The sequence below is a fragment of the Blautia sp. AF19-1 genome (genome assembly GCF_003479155.1).
GTDB lineage: Bacteria > Bacillota > Clostridia > Lachnospirales > Lachnospiraceae > Fusicatenibacter > Fusicatenibacter saccharivorans.
Genome location: NZ_QUGQ01000026.1, coordinates 24,600 through 44,046, shown reverse-complemented (window position 1 = coordinate 44,046; position 19,447 = coordinate 24,600). Strand labels below are relative to the sequence as shown.

Genomic DNA, 19,447 nt, shown 5'->3' with positions numbered 1-19,447 from the left:
ATAGTTTTATAAATGCTTACGATTTCTGCTCTTTGCTAAAGTTAATGACATTGTGATTTCCGTGGGCTTTTTGCCCCCTAAATGCGTAGACAGGAGGGGCTTTTGCTGGCTTTTGGTTTCATATTTCCAGTGTACCCAGCAATAGAAATGTGTTCTTCTAACATCTAATAATTCATATTTTATGCCTTGTATTCTCTCCTGAAAGGAAATATAATTAAATCTATTAGAGATAAAAAGTGTAGTACAATGCTGACATAAGGCAGGTGAACATAGAACAACATGAAAATTTTGATTGTTGAGGATGATTTAGAGATCAGCAAATTGCTGGCTGATTTTTTACAGGGAAATGGATATGAGGTGCTTTGTCAGTATGATGGGCTTCATGTGTTAGACTGCATACAAGAACATCAGATTGATCTTATTCTGCTTGATATAATGCTGCCTTATCGGAGTGGTGATACTATACTTGCGGATATTCGTAAATTCTCAACGGTTCCTGTCATAGTAATTTCAGCAAAGGAAACAACACAGAACAAGATTGATTTGTTGCGGCTTGGTGCGGATGATTACATTACAAAACCTTTCGATATGGAAGAAGTTCTCGCCAGAATTGAAAGCAACTTACGCCGGATTCAATTTCAAAACAGCACGCCGTCATCTTTGAAGTGCAATGATTTGGTTTTAGATTTAGACGGCAACAGAGCTATGCTACAAGGGGCGGAGTTACCTTTAACTGCGAAAGAATTTGCTATACTGGAATTGCTTATGAAATACCCGGACAAGATCTTCTCAAAGGCGAATTTGTTTCAAAGTGTTTGGAATACAGAGTATATCAGCGAGGACAACACCTTGAATGTCCATATTAGCAACTTGCGAAACAAGATGAAAGCCATTTGCCCGGATAAAGAGTTTATAGATACTGTGTGGGGCATTGGATACCGTTTGCATAAAGCCGAGGGGTAAGCTCTTGGCTTTATGCTTTTTTTATGGTTTCCAAATAGAAATTAAGAAATTCTTTATGATTTCCCCTTACACTAAAATGTAAAGGAGGATGACAACATGAGTTCTGTTATTTTGGAAGCACATGACTTAACAAAAGAATACCGGCACACAGTTGCCTTAGATCATATTGATTTGAAAATTGAAAAAGGGAAAATTTATGGCTTCATAGGCCAAAATGGAGCAGGAAAGACCACCTTTTTGAGATTGGTTACAGGATTAGCGTTTCCGACAAGCGGTACCTTATCGTTGTGGGGGAAAACCGTCGAAAAGGAATTGCAGGAACAGAGAAAGCGGATCGGTTGCATGATCGAAACACCTGCGCTTTTTCCGACAATGACCGCTTATCAAAATATGGAGATACAGCGTATCCAACGTGGTATCCCTGACAAAGCAGTTATCCAAAAAACTTTAGACATGGTAGGTCTGAAAGATACCGGGAAAAAAGCTGTCCGTAATTTTTCGCTGGGGATGCGACAGCGATTGGGTATTGCAATCGCACTATTAAATACACCAGAATTTCTTATTTTGGATGAACCGATCAATGGGCTTGATCCTGCTGGAATTGTGGAAATTCGTAATTTGCTAAAGTCCTTGAATAAGGAATACGGAATGACGATATTGGTATCCAGCCATATCTTAGAGGAACTGTATCAGACAGCATCAGAGTTTATTTTAATAGACAAAGGCAAAATTATCGAAGAAATATCAGATCGAGAACTAAATGATCGTTGCAAACGGCATATCGCAATAAAGGCAACTGATCCACAAAAAGCTCTGATCGTTTTGGAAGAAACGCTACACACAGATAGTTTTAAGCTGATGCCAGATGGCATAATTCGCCTATATGATTATCTCGATGATATGGAAAAAGTGGCTGCTGCTTTGTCAGATGCACATATTCTCGTTACAGGTCTTTCTGTGGCCGGTGATACATTAGAAGATTACTTTTTAAGCAAAATAGGAGGGACAGGAAATGTCAAATCTCCTAAAAGCTGAATTTTATAAGCTGTTCCATAGCTGGTATTTTTGGGGGATAGGATTGTTTAATCTCCTTTTAAGTAGTGTGTTGTTACTGGATAGCGTTGGGGAAACATCCAACCTTTTCTTTGCTTCGATATACAATATGCCAATCCTATATTTCCTCACAATCATCTTTTCTGCCCTGTTTGTTGGAAATGATTTTGGCAGAAGAACATTACAATCATATATCAATGCCGGACATCGACGCGGAAAGATACTATTTGCGAAGCTGGTAGTTCATCAAATCGCCTGCATGGTTATCCTGTCTTTTCCACTGTTGTTACATAGCATAATTGGTACGTTTGTCACTAAAGGAGCATTGGCAAGCATCGGCATAGTTGTAATGGTGATTGCTTCGCAATTTGCAATGTGCCTATTACCTTTTTTCTTTGCCTTCATTTTCCGTGATATAGGAAAGAGTATGGCTGTGCCGATGGTACTCTTTTTCTTAATGGTCTTTTTGATGAATGGAGATCAAGTGCAGCTTATCTCACAAATATTGCCTATGGGCCAGCTTCGGCTTATGGCATTGCAACAATCCAACATATCCGGCGGGCAATTCATGTTTTCAGATTTTTTATGGGTACTGGCATTATGCTTAGGTACTTATCTGTGGTTCCGACGCTCGGATTTGAAATAACAAGGAGGTGTGGGAATGAACAACTTACTGAAAATGGAAAAATATCAATTATCACATAATATCTTTTATTGGTGCGGTTTAATAGGGATATTTTTGATTGGTTTTTTTACCGCAGATACTTATGTCCCGGAAGCTATGGGGCCTATGGGTGGGGCTGCTACATCCCTCGCAGATATTTTTAATGGAATGGTTTACGATTCAACCTTTCTCCTGATTATTATATCCAGTATTTTAGCTCTGATTTTAGGACAGGAATTTTCCAGTCGGACGATTGATCTTGAGGTCAATGCAGGACATTCGAGAAAAACCATTTTCTTTGCTAAAGTAATCTCATACTTAATTGCATTTAATATCATGGCTCTTGTTTATCCTGTGGCTGGTTGTATAAGAGAAAGTGTCCGCTTTGGTATTACCGAAGCAGGCAACCTTTGTTATCAGGTCAGTAAGGCGATTTTATATTCTCTGCTTTTGAACAGTGCGACTTTTCTTATTGCAATCTGGATTGTTTTTTGGTTAAGAAGCTCTGCAAGAGCAATAGCTGTTACCGCTTTAGTCACTTTTGTTCTTAGCCTTTATCTTGGGTATGGAATGATGTTTGATCTTCCTGTTGCATTTTTGGCAACCTATCAGATACGGGAAGCGGTTTTTTCTGTGACCTATTTTTTGCCATGGGCCATTTTAGTTGGCGTTGTTTGGATAGTTGCTTTGATAACCTTTTCATGGATTAGCTTTCGCAAATGTGAACTCAAATAACAAGGAGGGAGGTGTCTGGAATAAAGCTGTTGTTAATTTTAGTTATCGCAGTCTTGATAGTAGTGCTTTTCAAATATGTGCAAATCAAAAGACAAATCCGTAATCTATCGAAACAAATGACCGATCTTACAACTGGAAAATCGGAAAAGATGCTGGACATCTCTCTTGTTGATAAAGATATAGAACAACTGGCCGCAGTATTAAACCAGTATAATGAAAAGCAAAGACAGTCCATTGCAAGCACATTACGGCACGAAATGTATTTGAAAGAGTCCATTGCTAATATTTCACATGACTTGCGTACCCCTCTGACGGTAATACTTGGCCATTTACAATTATTAAAAAAGGAGAATTTATCAGCAGGTCAAACACAGCGTATAGAAACCATTTATAATAAAGCAGAAAGAATGAAAGCGCTGATACAAACCTTTTACGATGTTTCTGTAATAGACGCAAAAGAAGTAACTCCTGTGCGTGAAGATTTCAACTTAACAAATTTGCTGATAAATCTTATCACAGAGAACGCCCCAGCATTGGAAGCAAAAGGCATATCTCCTGTAATTGGTCTGCCAGATCATTCCGTTTATCTCCATTCGGACTATGGTATGGTAGAACGTATTTTTCAAAATCTTATTATAAATGCTATTCGATATTCCTCTGGCTCGATTAAAATTGACTTGAAGCAAGGCAAAGAAAAGAGTGCTATTTTTATCATTGAAAATCCCATTGATAGTAAGGTGGAAATAGACCCAAACCGACTATTTGAAAGATTTTATACCGGGGACAAATCAAGGCATAATAGCGGTACAGGAGTGGGGCTTGCTGTGGTAAAACTATTAACTGACAAGCTCGGCGGCAATGTGTTCGCTAAAATTGAAAATGATACACTAACCATTTCATTGGAAATCAAATAAACAGTATTGTTTCAACTGCCGGGCGACGGCAAAGAAAAAAAGCCGTCGTACAACAGCCCTTTTGACACGCCCATAAAACCAGCGGCGGCTTTGAGAAATCAAGGCCGCCGCTTCTCTTTGCCCAGCGCAGGATCGGCGGCCCACGGAGGGAGCCGCCATGCTGATATACTGTCCCGTGACTATGAATTGGAACAGACTAACCTTACAAACCTTGTCGAATATCTTCGGCAAGAAGTCAAGGAACAGGAAAAGCAGAAAGTCAATGTCAGACAGTTTATTGCAGCGGTCAGGAAGTACACTGATATGCAGCAGCTTGACGCCTCTGTTCTCCGGGAGTTTGTGGAGAAAATTTATATCTCCGAGGTTTATACGCCGGACGAGAATGAGCCGCGCATCAAGGTCAGAGAAATCGAGATCGTCTATAACTTCATTGGTGCATTTGATTTTGAGGACGCAAGGGAGCAATCCCAAGCAGCCCAAAAAGAAAAGAAAACCGGCGTAGCCTAAACTACGCCGATTCTCTCACATAAATGTTTTCTTACGTCACCGCCCCTAAGCAGGGCTTTGTCTATAGTCTGAAATCTCCCGGAGTTTTTCCGGGAGATTTTTTTCACAGGACGCCTTTTCTGATCAGAAAATAACGCTTTTAGATATTGAGCAGATCACTGAATACCTTCAGTGCTCCGTCTGTCTCATGAGCCAGAACGCGTTTTGCAAGGACTTTACCAAGCTGGACGCCCTCCTGGTCGAAGCTGTTTACGTTCCACAGGAATCCCTGGAACATGATCTTATTCTCGAAGTGTGCAAGCAGTGCTCCCAGCGTCTTCGGATTTACCTGATCTCCGATGATGATGCTGGACGGACGGCCGCCTTCGAAGTTTTTGTTTTTATTCTCATCTGCTTTACCGCAGGCAAATGCAACGATCTGAGCTGCTACGTTTGCGCAGAGTTTCTGCTGGCTGGTGCTGCCCTGGATGTCGACATCGGTCTCCATCTGGTTATTGCGGAATCCTACAAACTGCAGCGGAACGATATCAGTTCCCTGATGCAGCAGCTGATAGAAGGAATGCTGTCCGTTGGTACCTGGCTCGCCGAAGAGAACCGGACCGGTCGGGTAATTGACCGGCTCGCCGAAGCGGTTGACCGATTTACCGTTGGACTCCATATCTACCTGCTGTAAGTGAGCCGGGAAACGGTTCAGTGCCTGGGAGTACGGAAGAACTGCAGTGCTTGGATAGCCAAGAACGTTTCTCTCGTAAACACCGATCAGCGCATCGAGCATCTCCGGGTTCTGTAATACGTCTTTGTTTGCAGAAAGTTTATCTTCTGCTGCAGCGCCCTCGAGGAATGCTGCGAATACTTCCGGTCCGAAAGCCAGGGACAGAACAGCGCCGCCGACTGCGGATGTGGAAGAATAACGGCCTCCGATATAGTCATCCATGAAGAATGCTGCCAGATAGTCGTCGCTCTTTGCCAGCGGAGAAGTCTCACTGGTAACGGCGATCATATGCTTGGATGCATCCAGGCCTGCATTTTTCAGAGCGTCTTTTACGAAGGACTCATTGGTCAGAGTCTCCAGTGTGGTTCCGGATTTGGATACCAGAACGAAGATGGAATGTGCTACGTCGATCGAATTCAGAACAGCTGCTGCGTCATCCGGGTCAACGTTGCTGATGAATTTTGCTTCCATTTTGAAGCAGCCGTTTTTCTTTGCCCAGTTTTCCAGAGCCAGATACATCGCACGCGGGCCAAGGTCGCTTCCGCCGATACCGATCTGCACAACGGTGGTGAATTTTTCACCTGCTGCGTTGGTGATCTCACCTGCATGTACTTTGTTCGCAAACTCTGCGATGCGGTTCTGCTGCTCTACGTAGAAAGCACGTTTGTCTACGCCGTCTGCCGTAACGGTGTTTCCGAGCTGGCCGCGGGTCAGCTGATGAAGCACGAGACGGTTCTCTCCGGTGTTGATGACAGCACCGTTGTAAAGCTCCTCAAATTTTTCAGAAAGCTGTGCCTCTTCTGCCAGTTTTACGAGTGCGGCAAGGACATCCTCATTCACCTGTTTTGCTGCGTAGTTATACGCAAGTCCTTCTGCCATCGGAACGCTGTAAGATTTTACGCGCTCTGCTCCGTTTTCGCCGGACATCACCTCGGCAAGATTGACACGCTCCACTTTTTTCAGCTCCTCAAAAGAAGCCAGTTTATCAAGATTGTTCCAGGTAACCATTGTTAAGTTCCTCCTGTTTTTTTATTTTGTCTCTCTATTCCGTCCGCGGAAACATTTTTATTCCCGCTATTATACCAATGAAACAGACTGCTTGCTAAAAACAGTCTGTTTCGTGATACTTTTTTATTTCGTATAGTTATAAGAAAGAGCTCTTGCGATCTCCCACTGATATTCCGGCAGAGTCTTTGTCATGGACAGTGCCTCATCGATATCGTAATCTACATACTCACCGTTCTTGTATGCAACAACGCGGTCTGTTTTGCCTTCCAGAAGAAGGTCAACTGCGTAAGCACCCATGATGGACGCATATACACGGTCTTTACATGTCGGGCTTCCTCCACGCTGCATATGTCCAAGGATCGTTGCACGGGTCTCGATGCCGGTTGCAGCTTCGATTCTGCGCGCCATGCTGGTGGAATGGCCGATGCCCTCAGCATTTACGATGATATGATGTTTTTTGCCTTTTCTACGGTTCTCGATGATGTTGTTGATGATCTTCTGCTCATCGTAATCGTATTTCTCCGGAAGCAGGATATCCTCTGCGCCGTTTGCGATACCGCACCACAGAGCGATGTATCCGGCATTACGTCCCATAACCTCGATGATCGAGCATCTCTCATGGGAAGTGGAAGTATCTCTTACTTTATCAATGGCTTCCATTGCAGTGTTTACCGCGGTATCAAAACCGATGGTATATTCTGTGCAGGCGATATCCAGGTCGATGGTTCCCGGTACACCTACGGTGTTAATTCCAAGAGCTGCCAGTTTCTGCGCTCCTGCAAAAGATCCGTCTCCGCCGATAACTACCAGTCCGTCGATGCCGTGTTTTCTGCAGACATCTGCAGCACGTTTCTGGCCTTCCGGTGTACGCATCTCTGCGCAGCGGGCTGTATAAAGGATAGTACCTCCGCGCTCGATGGTGTCGGATACATCGCGGGCTGTCATGTCGATGATTTCTTCGTTCATCAGTCCGTCGTAGCCTTTCAGGATACCTTTCATCTGAACGCCCTTCTGCAGACCTCTTCTTACGGCTGCACGGATCGCTGCGTTCATACCTGGTGCATCACCACCGCTGGTAAGCACTCCGATTGTCTTTACCTTGTTAGTCGTTGCCATATGAATTCCTCCATCTCATCACACACATTAATAAACGAGTAGTTTTATTTATTAATCACACACAGTTTTATTTTAAAGCATTCAGGCCCTTTTTTCAATACTCTTTTCTACAACTTTCACGTTTCCGGTACCGAATTTTGCCTGAAGTGACGCCACCAGACGGGCATCTGCCTGCACATTGCGGCTCGGCGGCAGTTTTTTCATCGCTTTGATCGATTTGATGTAGAGAATCACGCTGTCCTTGCCGTCGGATTCATGCAGCATCTGGTACAGATCCGCCACTTCTCTCTCGTACGTTTCCTTGTCCGGGAACTGGATCCAGAGCTCTTTCGGGATGCCTGCAAACGGGAAAATTTTCTCGCAGATCAGCTTGCTCGGCTTATCATCCTCCGCGGAAACACGGCCCTGGATGAAGACACGCGCATCGGTCTGCATCATCGCTGCGTTTTTCTCGTAATCGCGCGGGAATACGACGATTTCCATACTGCCGACGAGGTCCTCGAGTGTGAGAAATGCCATTGTCTTGTTATTCTTTGTATATTTGATTTTTTTATCCGTGATAATGCCGCCGACAATCTCTTTCGCGCCGTCGGTGACGGATGGGAAACCCGTCTCCTCATCCGGCTGGAAGTCTGTCGTTACCGCGGAAATGTTCTTCCGCCAGCACTCCTCCTGCTCCTCGAGCGGATGACCGCTGACGTAGATGCCGAGCACCTCTTTTTCGAGCGCTAAAAGATCACTCTTTTCGTATTCTCCGACATCCGGGTACACCGTTTCATACGACCGTTTGGTCGTCTCGTCTACGAAGTCAAACAGACTCATCTGGCCGCTTAACGAATCTTTTTTCTCGCGCGCCACATCATCGAGCACATTGGCGTAGACGAACATGAGCTGCTTTCTCGTCACGCCGAAGCAGTCGAATGCGCCCGCCTTGATAAAGTTCTCGACGGTCCGCTTGTTGACTTCTTTTCCGCTCAGACGCTCCGCGAAATCCTTTAACGAGCGGAACGGTCCGTTTGCACTCCGCTCCTCCACGATCGCCTCCATGACCGGCTTTCCGATGCCTTTGACCGCCGCCATGCCATAGCGGATCGCCTGGCCGTCTACCGTGAATTTTCCTTCGCTTCGGTTGATGTCCGGCGGCAGAATGGAAATGCCCATCTGGCGGGAACTCAAGATATACTCTGCGACTTTTCCCGGGTTATCGATGCAGGAGGTCATCAGAGCCGCCATGAACTCAACCGGGTAATAGTATTTCAGCCATGCCGTCTGGTACGATACGAACGCGTACGCCGCCGCATGGGATTTGTTGAAGGCGTATTTCGCGAAGTCGATCATCTCATCATAGATCTTGTTCGCTGTCTTCTCGTCAATGCCGTTTTTGATACAGCCCGGCACGCCCTCCGCCTCGTTTCCATAGACGAAGTTCTGGCGCTCCTTTTCCATGACGGATGCCTTTTTCTTCGACATCGCACGGCGCACCAGATCAGCCCGTCCAAGCGAATAGCCCGCCAGTGCCTGTACGATCTGCATAACCTGTTCCTGGTAGACGATACAGCCGTACGTCGGCTCCAGAATCGGTTTTAAGAGCGGCGTATCGTACGTAACGGATTCCGGGTTGTTTTTTCCTTTGATGTACTGCGGAATAAAATCCATCGGGCCCGGCCGGTACAGGGAAATTCCGGCGATGATATCCTCGAGGCTCTGCGGTTTTAACTCCTTCATGAAGTTTTTCATTCCCGCACTCTCGAGCTGGAACACACCGACCGTTTTCGATGCGCCGATCATGCCGAGCACGTTCGGATCGTTGTAATCAATCTGAAGCAGATCCATCTTTTTCCCGCTGTACCGCTCCGCAAGTTTCGTTGCATTCTGGATCACGGTGAGGGTCCGAAGCCCTAAGAAGTCCATTTTCAGAAGTCCCAGCTCCTCGAGTGTCGTCATGGTAAACTGCGTGACAATCGTTCCGTCGCTTCCTCTGGAGAGCGGCACAAATTCGACCAGCGGCCGCGAACCGATGACAACGCCTGCAGCATGCATGGATGTATGACGCGGCAGACCCTCCAGTCTCCGTGACATATCAATCAGATGGGCAACTTCTTCATCTCCCTGATACAGCTCCCGCAGCTCGTGGTTCATCTGCAGTGCCTTGTCGATCGTGATATTCAGCTCATTCGGAATCATCTTCGCGATCGAATCGACCTGTGCATACGGCATATCCAGCACACGGCCGACATCTCGGATGACACCGCGCGCCGCCAGTGTACCGAATGTGACGATCTGTACAACGCGGTCCTTGCCGTATTTTCTCGTTACATAGTCGATGACCTCCGGGCGGCGTTCGAAACAGAAATCCACGTCGATATCAGGCATGGTAACTCGTTCCGGGTTCAGGAAACGCTCGAACAGGAGCTGGTACCGCATCGGGTCCAGCTGCGTGATGCCAAGGGTGTAGGAAACAATACTTCCGGCCGCCGATCCTCGTCCCGGTCCGACCATGATGTCGTGGTCGCGCGCAAATTTGATGAAATCCCACACGATCAGGAAGTAATCGACGTAACCCATCGTTTTGATCGTATCAAGCTCGTATTTCAGCCGCGCTTTCAGTTCATCCGTCGCCGGGTGATACCGTTCCTCGAGGCCGTCGTAGCAGAGCTTATTTAAGTATTCCCAGGAAGTGTATCCCTCCGGCACATCGAATTTCGGAAGTTTTGTGACACCAAATTCGATCTCCACATTACACCGGTCTGCAATTTTCTGTGTATTTTCGATTGCCTGCGGTGCATACGGGAAGAGCGATGCCATCTCCGCCTCGGATTTCACGAAATACTGGCCGCCCTCGTAGCGCATGCGGTCCTCATCCGTGATCTTCTTTCCGGTCTGCAGGCACAGAAGAATATCGTGGGAATCCGCATCTTCTGCGTACGTGTAGTGAATATCATTCGTCGCCACCAGCTCGATGCCGGTTTCTGCCGAAAGGCGCATCAGCTGCTGATTGACCATCCGCTGCTCCGAGATGCCGTGATCCTGCAGTTCCAGGAAGAAATTGCCTTTTCCGAAAATCTTCTCATACCGCAGTGCGGCCTCTTTTCCCATCTCGTACTGGTTCCGCACCATCGCACGCGCCACCTCACCTGCAAGGCAGGCGGAAAGCGCGATAATGCCCTCGTGATACTTTTCCAGAATCTCCATGTCGACACGCGGCTTATAGTAAAATCCATCGATAAAGCCCGCCGAAACAATCTTCATCAGATTGGAATAGCCCGTATTATTTTCCGCCAGCAGAACCAGATGGTAGTACCGGTCCTCTCCGCGGCTGGTTTCGCGGTCGAAACGGGAACCCGGCGCCACGTAAACCTCACAGCCGAGGATCGGCTTGATGCCCTGCGCGCGGGCTTCTTTATAAAAATCGATACAGCCGAACATGACGCCGTGATCGGTGATCGCGGCGCTGTTCATGCCAAGCTCCTTGACTCTGGCAACGTACTCTTTGATCTTGTTCGATCCGTCCAGAAGGCTGTATTCGGTATGTACATGTAAATGCGTAAAACTCATCGTTTTCTCCTCTATTTTCCAAAGGCATGTTCCGTTGTCTCCAAGATCGTCTGCACCAGGCTGTCCGGCTCGATCGGCTTGGTCAGATGGCTGTTCATGCCCGCTGCGCGGCATCCCTCTTTACTCTCTTCGGAGGACTGCGCCGTCATCGGGATGATCGGGACTTGTTTTGCTTCCGGAAGCCCCATGGTGCGGATCTGCCGCGCTGCCTCAAGACCGCCCATCACAGGCATCATCAGATCCATTAAAATCACATCAAATTTCTGCGGATTCGCCGCATACTTTTCGACCGCCTCGCGGCCGTTCCATGCCTCTTCCACCGTCGCACCGTGATCGGTCAGGTAAAACTCGGCGATTTCCATGTTGATCTCATTATCCTCGACAAGCAGAACGTGGAAACGGACAAGCTCTTTTCCTGCGATCCGTGTCTTTACTTCCTGAATCCGCTGTCCCTCGCAGTCAATGTAAAACGGAAGCCGGAATACATACGTCGTTCCGACGCCCTGCTGGCTCGTTACCTCGATCGTGCCCTGCATTTTTTCGATCAGTTCTTTGACGATCGACATGCCAAGGCCCGTTCCCTTGTACTGCGTTCTCGCACCGGACTTCTCCTGTGTGAACGGATGGAACAGCTCTTTTTCGATAAATTCGCTGCTCATTCCGATGCCGCTGTCCATGATGCGGAACTCGTAGACGACCCGGGTTCCGTCGCAGGAGACTTCGCCCGCATACGTATCGATCGTTCCGCCCGGCTTGTTGTACTTGATTGCATTGCTGAAGAGATTCAGCATAATCTGCCGCAGGCGCAGCGGACTGCCGATCAGTCTCGTGTGCGTCAGCTCACCGCGGTGCATACGGTGGGTAATGCCCATCTCCGTAATCTGCGCATTGACAAGGGATGCCACATCATCCATCAGATGCGTCAGATCAAAAGAAGCGCTCTCGATCGTCTCTTTTCCGGACTCCAGCTTATTCATATCGAGCACATCGTTGACGAGTGCCAGCAGATGGCTTGCGGAAAGATTGATTTTATCGAGGCAGTCGTCCACTTTTGCCTCATCCTGCCGGTTTTTGCGGATGATATCCAGCATGCCCATAATGCCATTGATCGGCGTGCGCACATCGTGGCTCATGCGGTTCATAAATTCTGTTTTTGCACGACTTGCACTGTCTGCAGCTCTAAAGGCATCCTGAAGCTGTATCTTCTCCCTCTCTTCCCGGCTGTGGAACTCTGACGTATCACGGAAAAGGATCATGCCGTGTACCACAACGCTCTCCCGCTTTGTCTTTCGGTCGTAGACGGTATCCTGTGACATAAGAACCGTCTTCTGCAACCATATTCTTCTGCCGGACTCATCTGTTTCCTGATACTCCACGACTACCTGCTTATCTCCGTTTTCAAAGCGCTGCAGCAGTTTCTTCGAGGAATCCACAATGCGGTATGATTCCAATGTCTCCTCCGCGACAAACGCACTGCATTCCCCGCAGTATTTCTCGTAGGAACACGGCAGATCTATATTGAGGTCAAATTTCTTCTGCCCGCTGTGGTAAAAAATCTGCTCCAGCGAATCATTCGTCAGATCAACGGCGAACACGGCCTCGGCCGTCTCGAGAAGTGCCTCGGCGTAGTGGCTGTTTTCAATGATCGACTGTTTCATCTGTTCATAGTATTGGTCGAGCTGTTCTTTTTCATTCCGAGCAGCTTCCCCATTGGAGCGGAACCGCTCAAAGCCCATCAGAAAATGGTGCAGTCCGCCGTCCTCGGCCGCGTCGTAGAACAGAATGGTGACTTTTCCCCGGCAGAGCGCTTCCCCTTCGCTGCCCTCCTGATACTCGTACAGAATTTCTACGCTCTCTTCTCCCTTCTGATAGCACTCCTTCAGATGGGTAAGATCCAGCATTCTACGCATTTCCTTTCTCTTTTCCTCATCCGTGATGCCCTGCACAATATGCTCGGCCGCACCGGTATAGCTGCCGTCCTCGGCAAGGAAAAAGCCCGAAACGGCACGCAGAATCCGGTACTGGTCCTGTCTTGCATTGCAGTAAATACAGTTGGAAAAATGGTATCCCTTTTTCTTTACGACGTCCAGCGCTTCCAGGCTGATCTTCCGCTCTGCGGCGGCTTCTTCCATCTTCGCGCGGTTTTTGTCGATATACATGTTCTGATCCGCATGGCGGAACAGTTCCCGGATATCACAGTCTTCAAATTCCGTGGACAGTGCATAGCCTCCGGCGTAGCTGATCGGCATCTCCGGGTGCTGGCGGGAATATTCTGCCGTCTGCGTGCGGATGTGATTCATGCACGCTTCCACTTCTTCGCGGTTCAGTCCGCGCAGAATGGCAAGAAACTCATCTCCGCCGTTTCTTCCGACGAAATACTCCTCCGGGACTGCTTTTCGAAGCTGAACGGCAAAGGAACGGATATATTCGTCTCCCTTGTCGTGACCCAGACTGTTGTTGATCGTGCGCAGATTGTTGAGGTCAAACACGCAGACCGCATACACGCCGGAAATTTCTTCTCCTCCGTCGCTTCCCTCCAGAATCTCTTCGCATTTATTTTTATTTGGCAGGCCCGTCGCCTCATCGAGATAGACTTTCTTCTGCAGAATACGGTTCACCGCCGCATAGCGGACGGCCTTGATCAGCTCCATGCCGATGACAAACACCAGACCGATGATATCTCCTACTACCACCTGCTCCAGCTTCTTCAGCGAAGACGCCATTCTCTGCGAATACGCTTCCGCAAGGCCCGTCGCCTCGTCACAGATTTTGAAAAAGGTCTCACTCTTTTCGATAATCGCGGTATTCTCATATCCTTTTTCACGCACCAGCAGAATCTCTGCCTTCAGCTCTTCAAAATACGATGCCAGCTCAGTCATCTTATCCTGAAAATCCCGGTCATCCAGGCGCACCAGATCCAGCTCGCTGCTTCCGTTCCGCAGACCGTCGATATAAGCGTTGATGTCTGCAATCATCGTATCCTGCGGTTCTCCCGCATTCTCCAGCTTGATAATCCGCTGCGTTTTTCCGCGCACCAGACCGGCATAGTTGACAACGCGGGCCGTTCCCTGTATTTTCTCGACCATCGACATAATGCAGAAAAACAGAATAATCAGAATGATCGTTAAAACCGTCATTGCGGTTTTGGAAATAAAAGATGTTTTTTTCTTACTTTTCTTTTTCTTCATCGCTCTCCATCAGATCCTGTGTCACTTTTTGTCATATAGATCATATTATAAGCGCAATCCTCTCTTCGCGCAACCGCAAACCGGGCGCAGAAAAAATTTCAAAATTTTATCTGCTGTCTGACACAAAAAAACGGACACCGGAGAGGATGTGCTTCCTGTCCAGTGCCCGATTTTTTCTTATTTTGCTTTTTCTGCCGTCCAGATTTTACCGTCGCGGATGACAACCTGTTTTTCTTTCATCAGATGGCCGACCGCGCGCTTAAATGCTGCTTTGCTGAGGCCGAATTCTCTCTGAATCACTTCCGGTGATGCTTTGTCATCAAATGGAAGGACACCTGCAAATTCCTCGATCACAGAAAGAACGCTCTCTGCATCGATTGCGATCTGCTCGTACGCTTTTCCGCGTGCGGACAGGGAGAGTTTTCCGTCCTCTTTGACTTCTGTAACGCGGCACTCAAGTTCCTGGCCGACATGATAGTCTGCCTGTGCTTCTCTCTTTGGAATCAGGCCGGAGTAGCGGTCATCAACAGCAACGAAAACGCCGAAGTTTCCGCTGATCTCGTAGATTCTTCCCTTTACGATATCGCTTACGACGTACGGAGAATTGGTTTTCAGGAAATGGTAAACCTTCATCGTTGCGCAGAGACGGTCGCTCTTGTCGATGTAGAGGGAAACCAGAACCTCATCACCTGGATGGAGGCGGCGGGTCTGCTGTTTAAACGGAAGAAACAGATCTTTTTCCAGACCCCAGTCCAGAAATGCTCCGATCTTTCCGGTAGCAGCTACGTTTAAGACAGCCAGCTCTCCAAGCACCAGCTTCGGCTCTCTGGTTGTCGCAATCAGACGGTCGCTGGAATCGCGGTACAGAAATACTTCCAGCTCATCTCCCTCTTTTGTTCCTTCCGGCACCTGTTTGATCGGCAGAAGAACGCGTTCCTTCTCGCCTGCTTCCCGGGTCTCCCCAAGATAAATACCGAATTCTACTTTCTTTACTACTACCAGCCTTTGCTTTCTTCCTATATTTAACATGAAATTTCCTTTCTCCCTTATCTTACTGCTCGTCGAGAGCCTTCATGCTCATCTCCTCGAGCAGGCTGCTCTTGATGTGGTACAGCTTGTCGGACAGATCCACATAAACCTCATGCGGATTGACCAGACGTTTTGACTCCTCCCAGAGAGTATCTTTTTCTCTGGTGCAGATGTCACGGATCTCCATCACAGACGGAGAAGTGTAGACGCATGCGCCCTTCTGGAAAACCGGAACAAGGAGCTCTCTTAATGTATAGGTTCCGCCCTTGATCTTCGTCTTTTTCCAGGTCTCAATCGGATCGAAGATAATCATATCTTTGCTCTCGTCGAAGGTCTCGCCCGCAAGACAGATCAGGTCTGCACGAATCTTTCCGGTTTCTTTATCATAGATGCGGTAAATGGTCTTGTTGCCCGGATTTGTTACCTTTTCCGAGTTCTCAGACAGCTTGATCTTCGGTGTAAACTCGGCATCCTCTTTCTCTTTTGCAGCCGCCAGCTTATAAACGCCGCCGAATGCCGGCCAGTCGCCGGAAGTAATCAGGTTTGTACCAACACCCCAGGAATTGATCTTCGCACCCTGGGTTTTCAGGCTGTCGATCAGGTACTCATCGAGGTCGCTGGATGCGGAAATGATGGCATCGCCGAAACCTTCTGCCTCGAGCATCTGATATGCTTTTTTCGACAGGTAAGCCAGGTCACCGCTGTCGATGCGGATGCCGTAGCCCTTCATCGGTAAGCCCTCTGCTCTCATCTCTTTGAAAACGCGGATCGCATTCGGAACACCGGATTCGAGAACATCGTAGGTGTCTACGAGAAGAATGCAGGCTTCCGGATACATTTTCGCATACGTTTTGAATGCGGTGTACTCATCCGGGAAGCTCATGATCCAGCTGTGTGCGTGGGTTCCCTTGACTGGAACGTCAAACATCTGTCCGGTCAGGACATTGGAGGTTCCGATGCAGCCGCCGATCATGGCAGCACGCGCGCCGTAGATACCGGCATCCGGTCCCTGTGCACGGCGGAGTCCAAACTCCATGATGCCGTCGCCCTTTGCCGCGTAAACAACGCGGGATGCTTTCGTCGCGATCAGGCTCTGATGGTTGATCATGTTCAGAATCGCGGTCTCTACAAGCTGTGCCTCCATGATCGGAGCGACAACTTTTAAGAGCGGTTCTCTTGGGAATACGACAGTTCCTTCCGGGATCGCATAGATATCTCCGGTGAAATGGAAGCCTCTTAAATACTCCAGGAAATCATCGTTGAAAATATGGAGGGAACGGAGATAGTCGATGTCATCCGGTGAAAAGTGAAGATCGCGGACATACTCGATTACCTGCTCAAGTCCTGCACATACGGCGTATGCGCCGCCGCATGGATTCTTTCTGTAAAATGCATCAAATACCACGATCTGATCGGACGGGTTCTCGTAGTAGCCCTGCATCATGGTAAGTTCATATAAATCGGTTAACAGTGTAAGGTTCTGCGCTCTCATGGCAAATTCCCCTTTCCTCATTGTGTTTATTACGTTCGTATCGTATCTTATTCTTTCCGATTGTACCACAATCATTGAAATTCCACAACTACGTATGGCTGTCCTTTTTCATCGTTCAGCGAGATAAAACAGCCGTTTTCCGTCTCGGCGCACAGCGGATGCAGGACATCGCCGAGGTGCGCCTGCTGTTTGTATTCGGCGCGCATCCGGCGCACGGTGAAGTTCTTCGGAAGGCATTCACCGGCAAGGGAAATGAACTGTGCGTTATTGACGTGGTGGTTCGTATCGAGGTTGTGCGGCCGCACCGGGAACGGTTCGCCGATGAAATCTGCTTCCGGCATTTTCACTTTGCGCTCGCCGAAATCCTCGTCGATCGGATCGTCAATGCCGTAGGCGTCTGTCGTCTCTTTCGGTGCGCGGACGGGATGACCCGTTTCCATATTGACGTAAGACCAGATGGAGTTGGCACAGGCGAGCATTTCGCCGTCTTCTGTTTCCATCGTGAAGTTACGCATGCCAAGAAATCCTTTGAAGCCGCTCGCCCATGTAGTGATTTTTACCGCTTCACCGAGGGATGGATTGCGGCGCACATGAATCTGCCACGCGGACAGCACCCAGGCACAGCCTCGTTTTTTGAGCTCCGCAACGCCCTCGCCGATCGCTTCCGACTGGAAGGTACTGCAGTCCTGAAAGTAATTGATCAGCCCCGGCAGGGTGAGATTTCCGTCCTCACCGATTTCGCTGTAGCGGATTCTGCTTGTAAAGGAATACTTCATCGTTTCGTTCCTCCTGCTGTATTTTTAATCTTTGACCGAAAATGTTTTGTCAAGCGGATATTCGCCAAAGTTTCGAGCAAACACAGACTTTGGCTCATTGCCTGCACAAATCGAAAAAGGCCTCAGGTACGAGACCTGAGACCTTTCAATGAGCTGGGCTACCTGGATTCGAACCAGGAACTGACGGAGTCAGAGTCCGTTGCCTTACCGTTTGGCGATAGCCCATTGCCTTGCGACAAAATGTATAATACACTATCGCAAGAGAAAAGTCAACACCTTTTTTGAAATTTTTTTATTTTTTTCAAAAAACTGACTTTTGGAACATTTTGGAAGGGATTTGACGGCTCAACCCGGCCGTTGTCACTCTCCCGCCACGTATTTTTTGTCGATGTTGACGACGCATTCATACTTCTCATCCATTTCCTTCATCAGCGCCCCGATCTGCCCGATCACGCGATCACAGTCTTTCTTCTTATAAGAATACGGGATTTCAAGATCAAAAATCAGCTTCTTTTTCTCCGACCCGTTGATCATACGGAAATCGTGGAAGGAAAGCTCCGGATCAAGAATGGAAATTACGTTTCTTACCTTCTCCTTTGTCGCAAGAACCGTCGCATCGTGGATCTCCACCGGATCCATGTGGATGACCAGCAGAATCCCCAATTTTTCACCGACCTCATGTTCAATGCGGTCGATAATATCATGCGATACCTCGATATCGACATCTCGCGGCACCTCCGCATGGATCGATGCCATACTTCTGCCAGGCCCGTAGTTGTGGACAATCAGATCATGGGTTCCTACAATTCCTTCATAGGAAGCAACCTCTTTCATGATCCGTGCATACAGATCCGGATCCGCGCCCTGCCCGATCAGCGGTTCCAATGTATCTTTTGCAATGGAAATACCGGACCACATAACGAGTACCGCCACAACAAGTCCTGCGATTGCATCGATATTAACCGAAAGGAAATGGCAGATCAATGTAGAAGCGATCGTTGCGCTCGTCGTGATCACGTCGCCCATGGAATCCGCCGACGTTGCCAGCATCACCTTCGACTGAATGCGGTTTCCCAGTTTTCGGTTGAAAAGCGCCATCCACAGCTTTACACCAACCGAGAGCACCAGAATCAAAAACGGAACCATCTGAAATGTGATCTCTTCCGGATTGCGGATTTTCTCCAGGGAGCTCTTTAAAAACGTAAAGCCGACTTCAATAACCAGAAACGAAACGATCAGCGCTGCAATATACTCGATCCGCCCATGCCCGAACGGATGCTCTTTGTCGGCCGGTTTGTTTGCCATCTTCACACCGACGAAGCTGATCACAGACGATGCCGCGTCCGAGAGGTTGTTGAACGCATCCGCCATAATCGCCAGAGAGTTCATTCCGGCACCGATCAGCAGCTTTGCCGTAAACAGCAGAATGTTGCAGCAGATTCCCACGATGCTTGACAAAATGCCGTAGCTCGTGCGCACATCCGCGTTGTCGGTTTTCTCATAATCTTTTACAAAACGTCTTACCAGAAAATCTGTCATGGTTCCCCCTTCTTTTAAAAAAAGGCCTCCTGCATTGCCGCGGAGCCCTTACGTTTTCTCTGTCTTTTTCTATAGTAGGCAGTGTCGGAAAAAAAGTCAAGCCTAACATATTTTCGGGATTTCTACTAATAATTACAGGGGACTCTTCCGGCAGCATTTGACAATTGAATGAGAGTTTTTCTTTTCCCTCTGCCTT

General features: G+C 48.0%; 14 protein-coding genes and 1 tRNA gene. 6 read left to right on the top strand and 9 right to left on the bottom strand.

Annotation, left to right across the window (positions count from 1 at the left end):
• The first annotated feature begins 279 nt into the window (after window positions 1-279).
• The 6 genes from DWX26_RS14930 to DWX26_RS14905 all read left to right on the top strand — a co-directional run bounded on the left by DWX26_RS14930 (window position 280) and on the right by DWX26_RS14905 (window position 4,836).
• Window positions 280-963 (top strand): response regulator transcription factor, encoded by a 684-nt coding sequence (locus DWX26_RS14930; RefSeq protein WP_055267786.1) that lies wholly within the window; start codon window positions 280-282, stop codon window positions 961-963.
• 96 nt (window positions 964-1,059) lie between these two features.
• Window positions 1,060-1,998: an ABC transporter ATP-binding protein gene (locus tag DWX26_RS14925; RefSeq protein ID WP_055267784.1), complete on the top strand. Its 939-nt coding sequence runs from the start codon at window positions 1,060-1,062 to the stop codon at window positions 1,996-1,998.
• Entirely contained in the window at window positions 1,976-2,662 is a 687-nt protein-coding gene (locus tag DWX26_RS14920; RefSeq protein ID WP_117510060.1) for an ABC transporter permease, read from the top strand. Before DWX26_RS14925 ends, DWX26_RS14920 begins: the two co-directional genes overlap by 23 nt.
• A gap of 15 nt (window positions 2,663-2,677) precedes the next feature.
• Window positions 2,678-3,415 carry an ABC transporter permease gene (locus tag DWX26_RS14915; protein WP_055267780.1) on the top strand — a complete coding sequence of 246 codons (738 nt, stop codon included), beginning with the start codon at window positions 2,678-2,680 and terminating at the stop codon, window positions 3,413-3,415.
• Window positions 3,416-3,426: 11 nt separating this feature from the next.
• Complete coding sequence (locus DWX26_RS14910) at window positions 3,427-4,329, top strand: sensor histidine kinase (protein ID WP_055267777.1); 903 nt, start codon at window positions 3,427-3,429, stop codon at window positions 4,327-4,329.
• Window positions 4,330-4,335: 6 nt separating this feature from the next.
• On the top strand, window positions 4,336-4,836 hold the full coding sequence (locus DWX26_RS14905; protein ID WP_117510059.1) for a DUF4368 domain-containing protein: 501 nt from the start codon (window positions 4,336-4,338) through the stop codon (window positions 4,834-4,836).
• A gap of 139 nt (window positions 4,837-4,975) precedes the next feature.
• On the opposite strand, the gene DWX26_RS14900 is transcribed toward DWX26_RS14905, so the two are convergent.
• The 9 genes from DWX26_RS14900 to DWX26_RS14860 all read right to left on the bottom strand — a co-directional run bounded on the left by DWX26_RS14900 (window position 4,976) and on the right by DWX26_RS14860 (window position 19,251).
• Window positions 4,976-6,556, bottom strand: a complete 1,581-nt coding sequence (locus DWX26_RS14900) for a glucose-6-phosphate isomerase (RefSeq protein ID WP_022462042.1) — start codon at window positions 6,554-6,556, stop codon at window positions 4,976-4,978.
• A 123-nt stretch (window positions 6,557-6,679) separates the two neighbouring features.
• Window positions 6,680-7,672, bottom strand: coding sequence for a 6-phosphofructokinase (pfkA, locus tag DWX26_RS14895; protein ID WP_022462041.1), 993 nt, complete (start codon window positions 7,670-7,672; stop codon window positions 6,680-6,682).
• 81 nt (window positions 7,673-7,753) lie between these two features.
• Window positions 7,754-11,227, bottom strand: coding sequence for a DNA polymerase III subunit alpha (locus tag DWX26_RS14890; protein WP_118601706.1), 3,474 nt, complete (start codon window positions 11,225-11,227; stop codon window positions 7,754-7,756).
• Window positions 11,228-11,238: 11 nt separating this feature from the next.
• Window positions 11,239-14,415, bottom strand: a complete 3,177-nt coding sequence (locus DWX26_RS14885; protein ID WP_118601705.1) for an ATP-binding protein — start codon at window positions 14,413-14,415, stop codon at window positions 11,239-11,241.
• 177 nt (window positions 14,416-14,592) lie between these two features.
• Entirely contained in the window at window positions 14,593-15,444 is an 852-nt protein-coding gene (locus DWX26_RS14880; RefSeq protein WP_118601704.1) for a CvfB family protein, read from the bottom strand.
• Window positions 15,445-15,466: 22 nt separating this feature from the next.
• The gene (locus DWX26_RS14875; RefSeq protein WP_118601703.1) at window positions 15,467-16,936 is read right to left on the bottom strand and encodes a nicotinate phosphoribosyltransferase; all 1,470 of its coding nucleotides are present in this window, start codon (window positions 16,934-16,936) and stop codon (window positions 15,467-15,469) included.
• A 71-nt stretch (window positions 16,937-17,007) separates the two neighbouring features.
• The gene (locus tag DWX26_RS14870) at window positions 17,008-17,712 is read right to left on the bottom strand and encodes an acyl-[acyl-carrier-protein] thioesterase (protein WP_118601702.1); all 705 of its coding nucleotides are present in this window, start codon (window positions 17,710-17,712) and stop codon (window positions 17,008-17,010) included.
• A gap of 153 nt (window positions 17,713-17,865) precedes the next feature.
• A tRNA-Gln gene (locus DWX26_RS14865) sits at window positions 17,866-17,937 on the bottom strand.
• 135 nt (window positions 17,938-18,072) lie between these two features.
• Complete coding sequence (locus DWX26_RS14860; protein WP_118601701.1) at window positions 18,073-19,251, bottom strand: cation diffusion facilitator family transporter; 1,179 nt, start codon at window positions 19,249-19,251, stop codon at window positions 18,073-18,075.
• Window positions 19,252-19,447 lie beyond the last annotated feature (196 nt).

Bases quoted from the DNA above. Each gene is read 5' to 3' on its own strand.
- DWX26_RS14870 (WP_118601702.1), bottom strand. From the start codon at position 17,712: ATGAAGTATTCCTTTACAAGCAGAATCCGCTACAGCGAAATCGGTGAG.
- DWX26_RS14915 (WP_055267780.1), top strand. From the start codon at position 2,678: ATGAACAACTTACTGAAAATGGAAAAATATCAATTATCACATAATATC.
- DWX26_RS14930 (WP_055267786.1), top strand. From the start codon at position 280: ATGAAAATTTTGATTGTTGAGGATGATTTAGAGATCAGCAAATTGCTG.
- DWX26_RS14875 (WP_118601703.1), bottom strand. From the start codon at position 16,936: ATGAGAGCGCAGAACCTTACACTGTTAACCGATTTATATGAACTTACC.
- DWX26_RS14920 (WP_117510060.1), top strand. From the start codon at position 1,976: ATGTCAAATCTCCTAAAAGCTGAATTTTATAAGCTGTTCCATAGCTGG.
- DWX26_RS14925 (WP_055267784.1), top strand. From the start codon at position 1,060: ATGAGTTCTGTTATTTTGGAAGCACATGACTTAACAAAAGAATACCGG.
- DWX26_RS14880 (WP_118601704.1), bottom strand. From the start codon at position 15,444: ATGTTAAATATAGGAAGAAAGCAAAGGCTGGTAGTAGTAAAGAAAGTA.
- DWX26_RS14900 (WP_022462042.1), bottom strand. From the start codon at position 6,556: ATGGTTACCTGGAACAATCTTGATAAACTGGCTTCTTTTGAGGAGCTG.
- pfkA (WP_022462041.1), bottom strand. From the start codon at position 7,672: ATGGCAACGACTAACAAGGTAAAGACAATCGGAGTGCTTACCAGCGGT.
- DWX26_RS14890 (WP_118601706.1), bottom strand. From the start codon at position 11,227: ATGAGTTTTACGCATTTACATGTACATACCGAATACAGCCTTCTGGAC.
- DWX26_RS14885 (WP_118601705.1), bottom strand. From the start codon at position 14,415: ATGAAGAAAAAGAAAAGTAAGAAAAAAACATCTTTTATTTCCAAAACC.
- DWX26_RS14860 (WP_118601701.1), bottom strand. From the start codon at position 19,251: ATGACAGATTTTCTGGTAAGACGTTTTGTAAAAGATTATGAGAAAACC.